At 51.9% G+C, this 14,497-nt stretch carries 10 protein-coding genes; 7 read left to right on the forward strand and 3 right to left on the reverse strand.

Annotated features, from left to right (window positions below):
• Positions 1–187 precede the first annotated feature (187 nt).
• Positions 188–1,969, forward strand: a complete 1,782-nt coding sequence (locus KJW29_RS31940; protein WP_214627621.1) for an OmpL47-type beta-barrel domain-containing protein — start codon at positions 188–190, stop codon at positions 1,967–1,969.
• 98 nt (positions 1,970–2,067) lie between these two features.
• On the opposite strand, the gene KJW29_RS31945 is transcribed toward KJW29_RS31940, so the two are convergent.
• The gene (locus KJW29_RS31945) at positions 2,068–3,537 is read right to left on the reverse strand and encodes a DHA2 family efflux MFS transporter permease subunit (protein WP_246608922.1); all 1,470 of its coding nucleotides are present in this window, start codon (positions 3,535–3,537) and stop codon (positions 2,068–2,070) included.
• Between the two features lie 251 nt (positions 3,538–3,788).
• Between KJW29_RS31945 and KJW29_RS31950 the strand changes: the two genes are divergently transcribed.
• The 3 genes from KJW29_RS31950 (at position 3,789) to KJW29_RS31960 (ending at position 7,985) form a co-directional block, all read left to right on the forward strand.
• Entirely contained in the window at positions 3,789–4,391 is a 603-nt protein-coding gene (locus tag KJW29_RS31950) for a TetR/AcrR family transcriptional regulator (protein WP_214627623.1), read from the forward strand.
• Positions 4,392–4,592: 201 nt separating this feature from the next.
• On the forward strand, positions 4,593–6,215 hold the full coding sequence (locus KJW29_RS31955) for a response regulator (protein ID WP_214627624.1): 1,623 nt from the start codon (positions 4,593–4,595) through the stop codon (positions 6,213–6,215).
• A gap of 3 nt (positions 6,216–6,218) precedes the next feature.
• Positions 6,219–7,985 (forward strand): sensor histidine kinase, encoded by a 1,767-nt coding sequence (locus tag KJW29_RS31960; protein WP_214627625.1) that lies wholly within the window; start codon positions 6,219–6,221, stop codon positions 7,983–7,985.
• Here KJW29_RS31960 and KJW29_RS31965 read toward each other — a convergent pair.
• On the reverse strand, positions 7,969–10,536 hold the full coding sequence (locus tag KJW29_RS31965) for an outer membrane protein assembly factor BamB family protein (protein WP_214627626.1): 2,568 nt from the start codon (positions 10,534–10,536) through the stop codon (positions 7,969–7,971). The genes KJW29_RS31960 and KJW29_RS31965 overlap by 17 nt on opposite strands.
• 187 nt (positions 10,537–10,723) lie before the next feature.
• On the opposite strand from KJW29_RS31965, the gene KJW29_RS31970 reads away from it, so the two are divergent.
• Positions 10,724–11,821 carry a DUF3626 domain-containing protein gene (locus tag KJW29_RS31970; RefSeq protein ID WP_214627627.1) on the forward strand — a complete coding sequence of 366 codons (1,098 nt, stop codon included), beginning with the start codon at positions 10,724–10,726 and terminating at the stop codon, positions 11,819–11,821.
• 157 nt (positions 11,822–11,978) lie between these two features.
• Here KJW29_RS31970 and KJW29_RS31975 read toward each other — a convergent pair whose 3' ends face one another.
• Positions 11,979–12,314 carry a DUF1801 domain-containing protein gene (locus KJW29_RS31975; RefSeq protein WP_214627628.1) on the reverse strand — a complete coding sequence of 112 codons (336 nt, stop codon included), beginning with the start codon at positions 12,312–12,314 and terminating at the stop codon, positions 11,979–11,981.
• A 256-nt stretch (positions 12,315–12,570) separates the two neighbouring features.
• Between KJW29_RS31975 and KJW29_RS31980 the strand changes: the two genes are divergently transcribed.
• On the forward strand, positions 12,571–13,503 hold the full coding sequence (locus tag KJW29_RS31980) for an ABC transporter permease (protein WP_246608468.1): 933 nt from the start codon (positions 12,571–12,573) through the stop codon (positions 13,501–13,503).
• Between the two features lie 22 nt (positions 13,504–13,525).
• Positions 13,526–14,437 carry a carbohydrate ABC transporter permease gene (locus tag KJW29_RS31985; protein ID WP_108994379.1) on the forward strand — a complete coding sequence of 304 codons (912 nt, stop codon included), beginning with the start codon at positions 13,526–13,528 and terminating at the stop codon, positions 14,435–14,437.
• The last annotated feature ends 60 nt before the right edge of the window (positions 14,438–14,497 follow it).

Here is a 14,497-nt window from a genome sequence, read left to right on the forward strand (position 1 = left end):
AACATAGAAGAGTTGAAAGAGCGGCTCCAGACCAGCATGGGTCAGGGAGCCGCTCTATTTTCGTTGCGCTTCTAAATCGTTCAAGCAATGTGGGGTAATGAGGATTAACTTACATAAATTAGTCATTCATGATATTCTTTATTGAGAACGTTATTTTAACTAATTTATGTGAAGGAGAGGGTTTGACATGTTTCGTGCAACTGAATTAAGAGGGGGAAAGTCAATCATTATTTGGGCCATGATGGTCTCGATTATCGTCATGTCCTGGAATGTTGGAAGCGCGCAAGCAACAGATGATAATGTTGTAACGCGTTCGCTGCAAGGAACAATTGTAGATGAAGCAGGTGTGCCGATCGAAGGAGCGACATTGCAGATCGGAATCTATAACGCTTCGCAAGGCTTCCGATTCGTCGCATCGGGTAGCACGGACACGCAAGGCAAATACAGCATCGACTACGAAAAGACGCTCGGCGATGCCGTATCCGCGATACTAAAGGTTCGCGGCTTCGTCGTTGTATACGAAGTGCTCGCCGACACGCTCGATGTCGAATTGCCGGAGGAGACGTCGACGATTACGGGCACGATCACGTTCGGAGACGAATACGCGACGCCGGTCGGCAGCTACCCCGTCAATCTCGGCGTCTATCTGGGCCGGGGCGAGGGGCGAATCATCATCGGCGACGCGTTGACGGACGCGGATGGACGTTATGTTTTCTCGTTCATTCCGGGAGTCTTCAACTCTATGCGAGGAGAAAATTACTTCGTCATAACGTACAACGGGAATCAGGAAGAAACGCTGCAGTTGCATCAAGGAGGCCATGCCGTAAGGGATCGCACGGTGTACGATCAACCCCCAGGCTATTTCAATGGAAGACTTGAAGTGGACGTCACGGATGCGGCTACGAACGAACCTATAGAAGACGCCGTGGTCGAACTTGTGGGCACGAATATTCCGTTGGTTCAATCGGGCCATTATTTCTTCTCCAATGTGCTTCGAGGCGGTCCGTATACCGTTCGCGCCTCTGCCCCGGGGTACGAGACGACGGAGGAGCCGATCGAGATCAACGGGTTTGTGTATCGGCTATCGGTCAAGATGACCGCAAGCAGCGTAGGCAACCCGCCGGTCGTCACTGCCGTTGCCGAGAGGGAGCCGGATCGGAACGGCTGGTATAATCGGGACGTGCTTGTCTCGTTCCACGCGGCAGACGAGGAGGGGGAGGTAACGGTGGACCCGCCGGTACTCGTAACCGCCGAAGGAAGCAGCCAGACGATTACGGGCACGGCGACCAATGCAGCCGGATTGACGGGAACAGGCTCCATTATCATCAGCCTGGATAAATCGGCTCCTTCGACGGATGCTCTGACAAGCGGCGACACGAGCGGCGGACAATGGTTCAGAAGCGATGTGGAAGTGTCGTTGTCCGCTATCGATTCTTTGTCCGGGGTGGAAGGGACGGAGTACAGCCTGAATCATGGACGTACTTGGAAAGCTTATCAAGGGCCGATCACGTTTACGAATGAAGGCGAGCATCGTCTGCAATACCGCAGTACGGACTTGGCCGGCAACAAGGAAGCCATCAAGCAGCTTGTCGTAAAGATCGACCGGACGCCGCCCGTCCTGCTGGTTGTGTCCAATCCGCCTTTGTTAACGAACGCGAACGGCAGAATGGTGCCCGTCCGAACAGTTGTCATGGGCGCGGATTTCTACTCGGGCGTGGAGTCCATCGAACTTACGTCCATTAAGATTCATGAGAATGGCGGCAATGGAACGCTTCCTACGCCGGACGATATCCAGAAGGCGGAATACGGTACGTTCGATACCTCCTTCGAGCTTCGTGCCGAGGCTCCCGCGCCAGGTTTGACCCGCCATTATACGATTACTTATACCGCCACCGACAAAGCGGGCAATGAGACAACCGCGAAGACGGTCGTGAGCGTGGCGAAGCTGTGGTCGTTGCCGTGGCAGTAAGAAGCAGCCGGAACAGAGCAACGAGAGTGTAGAAAAGGCGCCCTCCTCCCTGCCAAGGCAGAGATAAGGGCGCCTTTTACGTTCTAACGTGCCGGAGCTTAGTTCACAGCTTCCTTGGTCAGACGAACGCCTTTCGCGCCAGGCTCGGGAGCCGGAGTAGTCCGCTTGATGAAGAAGGACAGCAGCAGCCCGGCGACTCCAATGCCGATAATGACGAGGTAAGCATCGTTGATGCCCTCGATGGCGGCAGCCGTAGCCAGATTTTCCGGCGACATGCCCGATGCGGCGAGCTCGCCGGCATGCGTCTTCGCGCGATCCGACATGATCGTCACAAGCAAAGCCGTGCCGACCGCGCCGGCGACCTGTCTCACCGTATTGGAGATGGCCGTGCCGTGCGCGTTCAAGCTTCTCGGCAGCTGGTTGAGGCCGGCGGTTTGGATCGGCATCAGCAGAAGCGCCATGCCGATGCGTCGGCCCGTGGACATCAGGACAAGATAAGAGTAGCTGGTGTGATCCGTCAAATTGATGAAGCCGATCGTGGTCGCGATCGTAATGACAAGGCCGATGACGGATAGCCACTTGGCTCCGAACCGGTCGAACAGCTTGCCGGTAATCGGCATCAGGAAACCCATCACCAGCGCGCCGGGAAGGAGCAGCAAGCCCGATTCCAGCGCGGTATAGCCGCGCGCGCTCTGCAGGTACAAGGGCAGCAGCATCATGTCGGCGTACATAACCATCGTAACGGCGATACCGATAATGGTGGTCAAAGAGAACATTTTGTACTTGAAGGCACGCAGATCCAGCAACGGATTGCCGGAGACCAATTGTCGCCATATAAACAACGCAAGCGCGATCAGGCCGGCAACAATCGTAAGGATGACTTCCGCGCTCGACCAGCCCTTGCTTCCCGCGCTGCTGAAACCGTACAGGATACCGCCGAAGCCGACGGTGGAGAGGAGGACGCTGACCATATCGAAGCGCGTTGCCATTCTCTCCGAGACGTTGGTGAGATAGAAGTAACCGCACGCGATTACGATAAGGGCTAGAGGAATCATGCCATAGAACATCGTCTCCCAAGCGAAATGCTCCATAATATAGCCGGCTGTCGTCGGTCCGACGGCTGGCGCGAAGATGATGGCGAATCCGACCATGCCCATGGCCGCGCCGCGTCTCTCCGGCGGGAAGAGCGTCAGAATAACGTTCATCAGGAGCGGCATAATGATACCGGCGCCTGCCGCCTGAATCATGCGTCCCGCCAGCAGCACTTCAAAGCCGGGGGCCAGAGCGGATACGACCGTGCCGATCAGGAAGATGATCATGGATGTCTGGAATAATTGCCTTGTCGTAAATCGCTGCATGAAGTAGGCCGTGATGGGAATCAATACGCCGTTGACCAGCAAGTAACCTGTGGTCAGCCATTGAGCGGTTGCCGCGGTTATGTCGAAGTCGATCATGAGCTCTGGCGTCGCCACGCTCATAATGGTTTGATTAAGAGTAGCCAGAAAGGCGCCTAATATCATGACGAACAGTATGGGACCCTTCTTGACGGCGGTGCCGCCGCTTTCCATAGTTTTGCTCACCTTTCTCCATCCTCTCATCTCTTTGTCTCTTTATAGACTAAATTTACAATGTGTTGTATAGTTTACATTGCATAAAATAGATTATAGTCCCCGGTCAATCCAAAGAGCAACCGACAGCTTGAGACGCTAGTGTAGCTTAATTGACACATGACTTCAATCTGTCGCCGACCGCCGAAATATTAGACGAAGACAAGCGTAATTGTAGTTTTAAAGATGGCAATGCGAAAGGAGGGGCAAAAATGGAACGAAAGCAGACCAAAGCGGATCCCCGAATTGTTCGGACACGGCAATTGATTCGGAACGCGTTCGTGGAGCTTCTGCAGGAGATGGAGATCGAAAAGCTGTCGGTTAATAAGATTGCCGAACGCGCTACCATTAATCGTGTAACCTTCTACCTGCACTATCGCGACATTCCGGATATGATGGAGAAGATCGCGGATGAGATGGTCCAGGAGATCGAGGGAATTCTGGACAAGCCGACAGTGTGCGACCCGGAGGCCCAGCCGGACTCGGACAGCACGGTCCTGCTCAGTTTGCTGGAGCATATCGCCAGCAATGCCGACTTCTACAAAATCGTACTCGCCTCCAAGCGGACGACGATTTTCTCCGATCGGCTGCTTAAGCTGCTGAAGGAATTAATTACCGTTATCGCGGAGAGAAGGGGCAACGAGCATTACCGAACAAAGGTGGGCATACAGAAGGACATCGCCATCTGGTACAACTCCTCCGCCTTAATCGGCACGATCGTGTCCTGGCTTCGCAACGATATGCCTTACACGCCGCATTATCTCGCGGAACAATTCGCGCTGCTGAGAAGGCATGCCTACCCGAGCGGCAATTAGACATAATCATGCCCATGCTCAATCAGACCCCAACGGGTTCCCGCCGCAGCGGAAATCTGTTGGGGTCTCTCGTTCTATTCCGAGCGAGTCGGACGAGCCTCGTTGAAAGCGGTCACATCCGTCATGCGAAGGATAAGAAAGATCATCGACACGAATTCAGGTCCATTTTATACTGATCATTATAAGGAAGGAGTGATCCCTGTGTACAAGATTCTAGTCGTTGACGACGAGCCGAATGTGAGCATCGGAATCCGGGATTTCCTGTTGGCATCGGATCTTCGCGTCTTGAGCGTGGAGACGGCCCTGAACGGGTTCGAGGCAGTCGATTATTTGCGAATGGACCAATTCGACTTGGTCTTGACCGATATTCAGATGAGCAGGATGAGCGGAATCGAGCTCATGGAGACGATTTATCTGGAGCAGCCCAATCTGCCCGTCATCGTGATCTCCGCGCACGAAGAGTTCGACTTCGCGAAGAAATCGCTTCGACTGGGAGCAAGGGATTATCTGGTGAAGCCTGTAGAGGAGGAGGAACTTCTTCGCGTCGTGCAAAGCGTGCTGAGCGAGAAGGAGGAGATCGGCAGGCAATCGCTGGAGCGATCCATCCAGGAACATGGGCAACACTCATCCGAGCTGGCGAGGCGTCGCGAAATATTAATGGAGCTGTTAACAGAGAGAGGTTTGTCGAAGCAAGAGCATGATGAGCTTGTAACCGAGCTGGGGAAAGAGCTAAAGGGACCTTACTTTGGCGTGATCTCCGTGCGCCTCGACTTTAGCCAGGGAGGCTTCAGCAAACGGGAGGTCACTTATCAGGAGCGGAAGCTTCTCAAGTTCGCGGCATTAAATCTTTTCGAAGAGAGCTTGATGGAATGGAATGGATTGACGTTAAACGGTTTCGGCAATGAGTTGATCGGCATTATTCAATTAAGCGAACAGCCTTTGAATGGACAATACCACGCCTTGCAATCCCAGCTTCATCTTATCGGGCAATTGGTTTCGGTGAATTTCAAACAATACTTAAACGTCGATGCGACGATCGGCATGAGCAGCTTGCGTGCCGACAAGATCCTTCTGTCCCGGTTAATGGAAGAAGCGCAGATGACGGCGGAGTGGAGGAAGCTTCATCCCGAGCAGCAAGTTTTCTATTACGAGGATGTTGCCGCCCAGGACAGCCTGAATATGGTGGGATGGATGGAGAAGGTGGAGGATTGCGTGCAACTGCTGAAGGGCGGCGATGAGGCACAGCTGGAGGGACATGTTCGGGAACTGGTTTCCGTGCTTAAGGAGCTTGGACATACGGATGAACTAAAGGCCAGCTACTTCGGCATGCTGGTCTATCGGATCTATGGCCTGCTGCTGGAATATGGACGCGGCAACGGCGCGTCGCAGCGCCGGTTCGATCCGGATGTCTATTTCAGGGAAATGCCGGCTGAAGCCAAGGTCGATGAGCTTGCCGCTTATATCGAAGCGGCATGCCGTTCGCTCCGCGATCTGGCGCGTGAGAGGGATCGGACCATTCTCGATCAAATCATGTCCTATATTCAAAAGCAATTTCGCAATCCCGCGCTCAAGATTCAGGATATCGCCGGCGAAATCCACTTCAGCGCGGCTTATCTTCGTTATTTGTTCAAGAGGGAAACCAAAAGGAGCGTGTGGGATTATGTAACGGAGCTTCGCATCGAGGAAGCCAAATTTTTGCTTGCAACGACGGATAAGAAGCGGTACGAGATTGCAAGCGAAGTCGGCTATGAGTCGCCGGAGCACTTCAGCCGAATATTCAAGCGTTACACGGGCGTCAGTCCGGCGGAATATCGCAAAGGATAGGGAGTGATCGGACTGAAGCTGAAATTTAAAGTAACGTTGGCGTTTGCCCTGTTTATCATCGGCCCTTTTCTAATCGTCGGGTGGATCTCCGCTTATAAGGCGGAGGAATCGATGCAGGATGAGCTGGGACGAACCATGCTGCAATTGGCGAAGCAAAATCATACGACGATAACCAAATCGATGTCCGCAGTAAATGACAAGACGATTACGTTCCTCGGCAACCATCTGTTCAATCGCACCGTACTTAACCCGTTCTGGCTAAATATCGAGACGTTTAGCCAGATCAATCAGGCGGACGAAATTTTGGAGCGCTGGTCCTCGGACGGGACGAGCTATACCCTGTACATGATGAATAGGGAAGAAAAGCGTACCCATGTCGACCTGTCGGACAAAAACAGCGGTTTTAAATATTTCGATTTCGATCATTCCGACCGGCCCGAATGGGTCCAGCATGCCGACAATAAGCGCGGAGCAGGCGTATTTCGGTTGATTCCATCCTCGGAAGGAGCCGCGACGGTGAGTTTTATCCGAAGCATTTTAAATGCCCAGAATTATAATGATGTCATCGGATATCTGGTCGTCTCCCATTTGGAGGTGCATTTCACCAGGGATCTTTTATCTGTCCAACTTCCGGAGAACTCCGGTATTTTTTTATTTAACGACGCAAACGAACTGCTCATGCAAGCCGGATCGGCGGCGTTTTCCGAGGCGGGCATAACGGAACTGGCAAGCAGGGAGACTTCGGGATATCGCTTCGTTAATCAAGGGGGAGAGCGTTGGCTGTCCGCGTACGCTTATGAACCGGATTTCCATACCCGGCTTGTTTATCACGTACCGCTAAATTCGTTATCCAGCAGCTGGAAGGGATTTCAGTGGTTTATTATGATCGTATCCGCGATCTATTTGGTTCTTGTGCTGTTATTCGTTTTGTATTTGCTTCGGATGATCGTCAGGCCTCTGCATCGCCTGGTTGCAATTACGAAGATTTATGAGCCCGGCGTCCCGTTAGCCTCGGATAATAGCCGGGATCTGCTGCGTTCGGACGAGTTCGGCATATTGTACGGCTCGTTCTTGAGGATGACCAGGAGATTGGATCATTCCTTCGAGGAGAACTATGCCATGAAGATCAAGCAGAAGGAAACCGAGCTGGCGACGCTTCATTCGCAGATTACGCCGCACTTGTTATACAACACCCTCGACTCCATCTATTGGTATGCGCTTCGCAAGGGGAACAAGGATGTAGGCGGCATGATCAAGGACTTGTCCAAGTTATTGCGGATCGGCCTTAGCAAAGGAAGAACGATGATTCCGATCGGTGAGGAGATCGAGCATGTGCAGGCGTATTGCCGTCTTCAGATGAAGCGGTATCCGGACAACTTCGAGGTGCATTGGGATATAGACGAAGATGCCAAGAAGTATACGACGCCCAAGGTCATCCTCCAGCCGCTTGTCGAAAATGCGATCTTCCACGCCGTCAGCAGCATGGATGGCGAAGGCGAGATCCGGATTGCGATACGATGCGCGGATTCCGAGATCGAGATGACGGTGGAGGATAACGGCTTCCTTCCCGTAGACATGGAGAGATTGGAGCAGATTACGAGAGGCGAGATCACGGATAAAGGTTATGGCATCCGGAATGTTCATCAACGCATTCAGCTCCATTTTGGCGAGGCGTTCGGTTTGAGGTACATCCGCGGCGAGGGAGGCGGCGTCAAGGCGCTGATCACTCTGCCGCGGCAAGAGTATATAAAGGTCATTCCCGACTCTTGACCAATCGATCCGCCACGCTAAAGAATCCATTGTCGGAGCCCGTGTATAGCTTACCGTCCAGAGCGGTCAGTTGCGCTCTTGTCCTCCAATGCTCCATTGCGTCATAGCCGCCGTGGCGTGTTCCTGCGATCCGGTACAGCGCCTCTCCATTGTGCGGATCGAACACCAGGACGCCCGCGTCGCTCGCAGCGAGCAGCTGTCCATCGAACCATTGCAGCCAGACTCTAGACGTCAGCTTGCTTGACCAGTATTGGTGCCCGTCGCCGAGGCGCAGGCGCCGAAGCGTGCCTTCACTCCAGGCATAGACCGCGTCGCCGACGACAATTGCCCGTTCGAGCGTGCCGTCCATCGTCCATAACGTTTTGCTGGATCCCAGCTCGATCCATTCCGAGGTGACATCGCTGTTATATCCAAGCGGGGCACCATCTTTGGTTGATAGACGAATGGCATATCGATCGTTTACGATCTCGTAGCCGATATCGTCTCTTCTTGGCAGTGTGCTTAGCGGATCCCCTGTATTCGAATCCACCAAAGTCCAGGCTAAGGGGCTCTTTACCCATAGTTGATTCATGCGGTCGTCTAGCGCTCTCGCCTCGTAGTAGAAATGATCCGCCCATTCCGATAACGGTGCTGCCATGCCTTCCATCCGCCAAACCTCTTTGCCATTCTTCGGCTCGTAGGCTGCAATCTCGTTGCCAACCGGCACTCCGCTATCCATGCCGTACTCAATGATCAGCTTGCCGCCGGCGATCAGTGACGGTACGAATCGGCCTGGGTGGTCGAGCTCCCGGCTCCACAGCTTGCGGCCGTCCCGCAGCGCGTACGCTTCAATGATCGATCGGTACGTGTTCGGACTATAGAAATCTCCGGTTGTATAAATCATTGCCACGACTTCGCCGGCCAGGCCATAACTGACATCAAACGTATCGTCGGGGAGGTTGTGCTTCAGTGTCCACTTATTGCTTCCGTTGGAAGTGTCCAGTACATCGAGACGTCCCAGCCGCTCCTGTTCGGCGTTATTCTCTGGCGGCATATGAACAGCCATATAGCGGCGATCCGAGGAGAGGATAAAGCGGTCCGTATGGAAACCAAGATCCCGTTGCCAAAGCTTGCGTCCGGTATCAGGATCAAGCGCAAATAAATTGGAGTCGTAATGCATGCCGCTGAATCCGCCGTCCTCCCCCGAAATCAGCAATGCCCGATCCGTTCGCCCGATAAAAAAATTATAGGCAAGATCGCTCGTTGTCCGCCATCGCAGCGACTGTTCCTTCGTAAACGGCTGGCCTTCCTCGCGGGGCGAGAATGTATAATCGACGACCTTGCCCTGCGGCGACCAGTCGATGAGCAGTTCGGCGGTTTCGGATTCGTAGCGCCAGCGCTCCAGCGTCTCCATTGGTTCGCCCGTCGATTTTACGTTCCCGGAACGCTCTACCGCTTGAGGCAAGCCAAGAAGCTTCTCCAGTTCGGCTTGCGGAGCGCCTTCCCGAACAAAATAGTAGGCAACGGTTCGGGCAGACAGATAGGACGCTTGAGTCGAATCGAACAAGTCGTTTACCTGGCCTTCATGAATATATGTTTCTTCATCCTTTATCCAAAGAACGCGCGGCTCCGCCTTAAGATCCTTTTCTTCGACAATGACGGCACGCCAATTGCCGCTGCTGCCGACAACAAGCAGTCGTTCTCCGGCATCCATCCGCCGAGCCACGGCATCGTCTGCGGGCTGCCAATAAATCGGCATGCCATCGGCAGCTACGCTCCATTGCTCAGGCGCCTGTTGACTTAGTGACGACGCCTCCGCCGTAAGCATCCATACCGGTACCCAGGCATCATACCAGCCCTCTCCCTCCCGGATATCTACAAGCTGGGCAAAATGCTCCGTCAGCGCGGCCAACTGATAGTTATGCCCCGGAACTGCCCGATAGACGACGGTATTGTCAGCCCCTTGGGGCAGACGGGTCGCATCGATTTCCGCATGCACTTGTACCGTATCGCCAATCCGAAATCCTTGCTCGCGGGCCATTCGGTTATCGGTTGAGCTGGATGGATGCTCCAGTTGCGCAGCGGTCAACAAAGTTTGCAAGTTGCCGTCGCTGTCATGATAATGATAGGTTGCATCCAAAAGCTTGCCTTGCTCGTCCCAATACAATAGCAGTTGCCCGTTTACTTTGCCGCCGAGCAACCCGCGCAGGTCGAGATAGCCCTGGCTGTCATCCCAACTGTAGGTATAGCCTTGGGGCGCTTGATCGTACCGCCACACCTCCACATCCACCAAATCATTGCCAATCCAGTAGACTCCCTTGCCGATATAGGAGGGCTGGCCGTAAGCTGAGCGCGCCTGGCTTTTTGTTGTCGTTCCGTCCAGATGTTCGCGGATTGAAGCATCCGTAATCTCGAGTGTAGATGCGGAAGCAAGTGAAATGGCTTTTTGATTTGTCGCGGCAGGCGTTACTGATGGGCTAGGGGCTTGCGTTGCCGAATTTTCGCAACCGGCCAGCAGCCATATGAGGGCGATCACGCTTAACAGCGTGGCTTTTTTCTTTGGGAAAGTCATCTTCCTGACATCCTTTCTCCGATTCCTTTACATACTAATATTACCAAATAGAACGTGCAGGAGCTTAGAAAGGTTGCGTATTGACAGAATATTTCGATTATCTTACCATATAGGAATTTAACTCCTTCCCTCCGGGGATGGAGTTGCTCCGCGTTTTTCATGAATCATTATTATGGAGGTTGAAAAAATGTCCAATAACAGGCAACTTACAAATGCACAAAACTTATCCATAAAATATATCGGAGAGCACGCATTTTCCAGGAAAGAAGAAGCTATAACCCTAATTAAAGAAATTCTGCAGATGTCAAACATTCAATGGGACATGTATGAAAATGCTCTTGCCAAACTGCGGACTAACGCGAGGATCGCATTGCATTTTCATCCTGATCGACCGCTTGCAGATATGAAATGCGTGGCGCAAGCATTGCTTGAACAAGGCGCCTACAGGAGTCAGTTCGAAACACAAATTTCAAATGGAGGCCTTTCGGCTTACCTGGGAGGAGCGCGTGATCTCTGGGAGAAGAACCTGTTCAACGGCGCTTATCATATAGACGGTGCGAGCATAAGCGAACGCCCAAAGTATGGGGCGCTTGACGTCATGTTACACGCCGATGGTCCTTCTCCACGATTTGGATCCTGTTTTTTTCTCCTCTCGCCAAGTGTATCCAGTCGCTCAACATACACTTATGGAGATTCCAACAATGATCGGACTGAAAAAGGTACGCTCGAGGAATTCGATATCGTAATAGCAGCTCTATTAAATGATGTTTTTTTCCGCGAGTCTGCTTTAGGAGAACGGGATGTAACCCCCGGAAAATTGATCGACCATCTTTTATACAATCTTGATCAACCCTACCGATATTCTTTAAATGACATACCTAGACGCAACCTTAACCACTATATCGAGGCGCAAATTCACGGTGATATATCCCTTACAGATGACGTAGAAATGCTGGTTGCCGATTCTTCGTTTAAAGGAACGCAAGTAGGCAGCCTTTTAGAGCAACTATGTTTAAAATATTCGATCAAGCTAATATGGAACATAGGGCCTTATTTGATGGTTGAAGAAGTGCCCACGGACTTCAGGGGGCCGACCATGCCCTCATTAGCCAAACGGATAGCGAAGAATGGGTATATTGATGCCAGTATAATCGGGGAAGCTGTAAATGATTTGAAAAGCAATCCCACAAAATGGTACGACAGAGGAAGCTACGCAGATGTGCTCCAAGAGTTAAAATTACTATGGCATGTATTAGTTCGATTTGGAAAATCCTCCGCAGTATAACGCCGATTAAAGGGTAAGAGGGGGGGACTTTAATTTGGCTGGACAACTAATCAGCCAGATGCTCGAACGTCCCCTCCATACCCTTTGCGGCCCCCCACCAGTTGCCGAGGTGATCAGGCTCGGTCCACACTCATTGGCTCCCTCCCGATTATGGCTATTACAGAGTGTCGGAGGCTTGTTTTAGAAGTCCCGACAACAGAGGAAGATCCGGAGAATCGCCTTCCCGTAATTTGATCCACTTTCGTTCGGCAGGGCCGTCGAATGTTTTAGGAAACTCTATGCCGTTTGCATTCATAATCATAAAAGCAATTGCGTCTTTAGAGGGTGAAATAACGGCAGCATAATGCCCGTTTTTCAGAAAATGCGGCTTCTTATATTGAATCCGTTCTTCTGCTTCCGGAATTGTTTCGTGTACTAAATTGCGCAGTATCGAGCTGATGTCCGATTGCCATTTTGGCAAATTTTCAATATAAGCTATTACATCTTGGTTCATTCGTTCGTCACCCTCCAGTTGGTATAAATTTCTTGCTCCTGCAATTAACATACCTCTAAGAAAATATCCCTGTCAATGCACGTCAGGTATTTAGAAGCATTACGAGAATAGATGGCAAAGCTCCTTGCTTTATTTTTTACTGGCATTCGAACAACTCCGACCTCGGCTCACTTCCGTCACAAGGCAGCTTCTATTGATCATCGTATTGGAGGATGGGCTGCCCTATACTGAAATCAATCGAGAGGAGTGAAGGCTGGTGAAGGAGAGAACGGGGATTGCGTATTTCATCCATTCTCTATGGAAGTTCAGGTTTTTGACGATCATGCTGGTGCCCACGTTTATCGTGCTGATCGTCAACAACTACTTGCCGATGTTCGGGGTGTTTATCGCATTTAAAAATATCAATTATATCGACGGCATTCTCGGAAGTCCCTGGGTCGGATTCCGTAATTTCGAGTTTCTGTTCACGTCAGGCTCCCTTTGGAGAATTACACGCAATACGGTGTTGTACAGCCTGACCTTTATGGCGGTCAACACCGTACTGTCCATAGCGATAGCCGTCGCGATCAACGAGCTGCGCGGCCGATTGGCCAAAACGTATCAGACCTTTCTCATCATGCCTTATTTCTTGTCCATGATCGTCGTCAGCTATCTGGTGTACGCCTTTCTCAATCCGGATAAAGGTTTTATGAACGCGTCGATTCTCGAATGGTTTGGATTAGACAGAGTTTTCTGGTATTCGGAAAAGGGCTATTGGCCCTATATCCTCATCCTGGTTAATGCGTGGAAAAACGTCGGCATCGGAGCGGTCATCTATATCGCGGCAATTGCCGGAATCGATCAAGAATATTACGAAGCCGCGGTGCTCGACGGAGCGTCGAAGTGGAAGCAAACGCTCTATATTACGCTGCCGAGCATTCAGCCCATTATTATCATCCTGACGATTCTATCGATGGGAAGCGTGTTTAATTCCGACTTCGGGCTTTTCTACCAAGTGCCGATGGATTCCGGAGCGCTCTATCCCGTGACCGACACGGTCGACACCTACGTCTACCGCGTGCTGATGGAGCTTAACGATATCGGCATGTCGTCCGCCGCGGCCTTGGCGCAATCCGTATTAGGCTTCGTGCTCGTCCTGCTGACGAATTCGGCGGTGCGAAAAATAAACCCCGATCAGGCTTTGTTCTAGATCATGACAGGAGATGAACTACATGGGCAGTCCGGCTAACAGGCGGGAGAATACGATCTCTCCCGTCGCCAATATGCTGCTAAACGGCATGTTCCTTATTCTATCGTTCCTATGCGTCATACCCGTCGTTCTGGTTATCATCGTATCCTTGACCCATATCGATACCTTGGTGACCGAGGGGTATCAGTTTATTCCGGATAAGCTGTCATGGATCGCTTACGAGAGCTTGTTCAAGGATTACGGGACGATCTTCCGAGCGTATGCCATCAGCATCGGCATTACGGTCGTCGGCACCATTGCAAGCGTTCTCCTGATGGCGCTGTATGCCTACCCCATCTCTCGTCAGGATTATCCGTTCCGTACATTCTTCACCTTCGTCTTGTTCTTTACGATGCTGTTCAACGGAGGAGTGGTGAGCAAATATATCATTTTCACCCAGTCGCTGGGGCTGCTAGATACGTATATGGCGCTGGTATTGCCGCTGCTCATTGTTCCGTTCAACGTCATTATAATGCGTACCTTCTTCCAGACGACCATTCATCCCGCGCTGATCGAGTCCGCGAGAATCGACGGGGCGAGCGAATTCCGCATCTTCTTTCGGATCGTCCTGCCATTATCGCTTCCCGTTATGGCGACGATGGCGCTTCTTGGCACCATCTTGTTCTGGAACGATTGGTTCAACTCGCTTCTGTTCATTCGCACCGAAGACAAGTATCCATTGCAATATTTAATGCTGCGAGTATTAAACGATGTACAGTATCTTCGCAATAACGTGCAATTGGCCGCGCAGAATCCGGAGCTGATGAGCAACCTGCCCGACGAATCCCTGCAGATGGCCCTTGCGGTCGTATGCATGGGCCCCATCCTGCTTATTTATCCATTCTTCCAGAAATATTTCGTCAAAGGCCTCACCGTCGGCGCCGTTAAAGGCTGATCCCGCTGCGGTAGTTCCGGTATGCGGATTGACATTCGCCATGCCGTACTATATGAATCT

Source organism: Paenibacillus agaridevorans (genome assembly GCF_018604145.1).
Classification (GTDB): Bacteria; Bacillota; Bacilli; order Paenibacillales; family Paenibacillaceae; genus Pristimantibacillus; species Pristimantibacillus agaridevorans.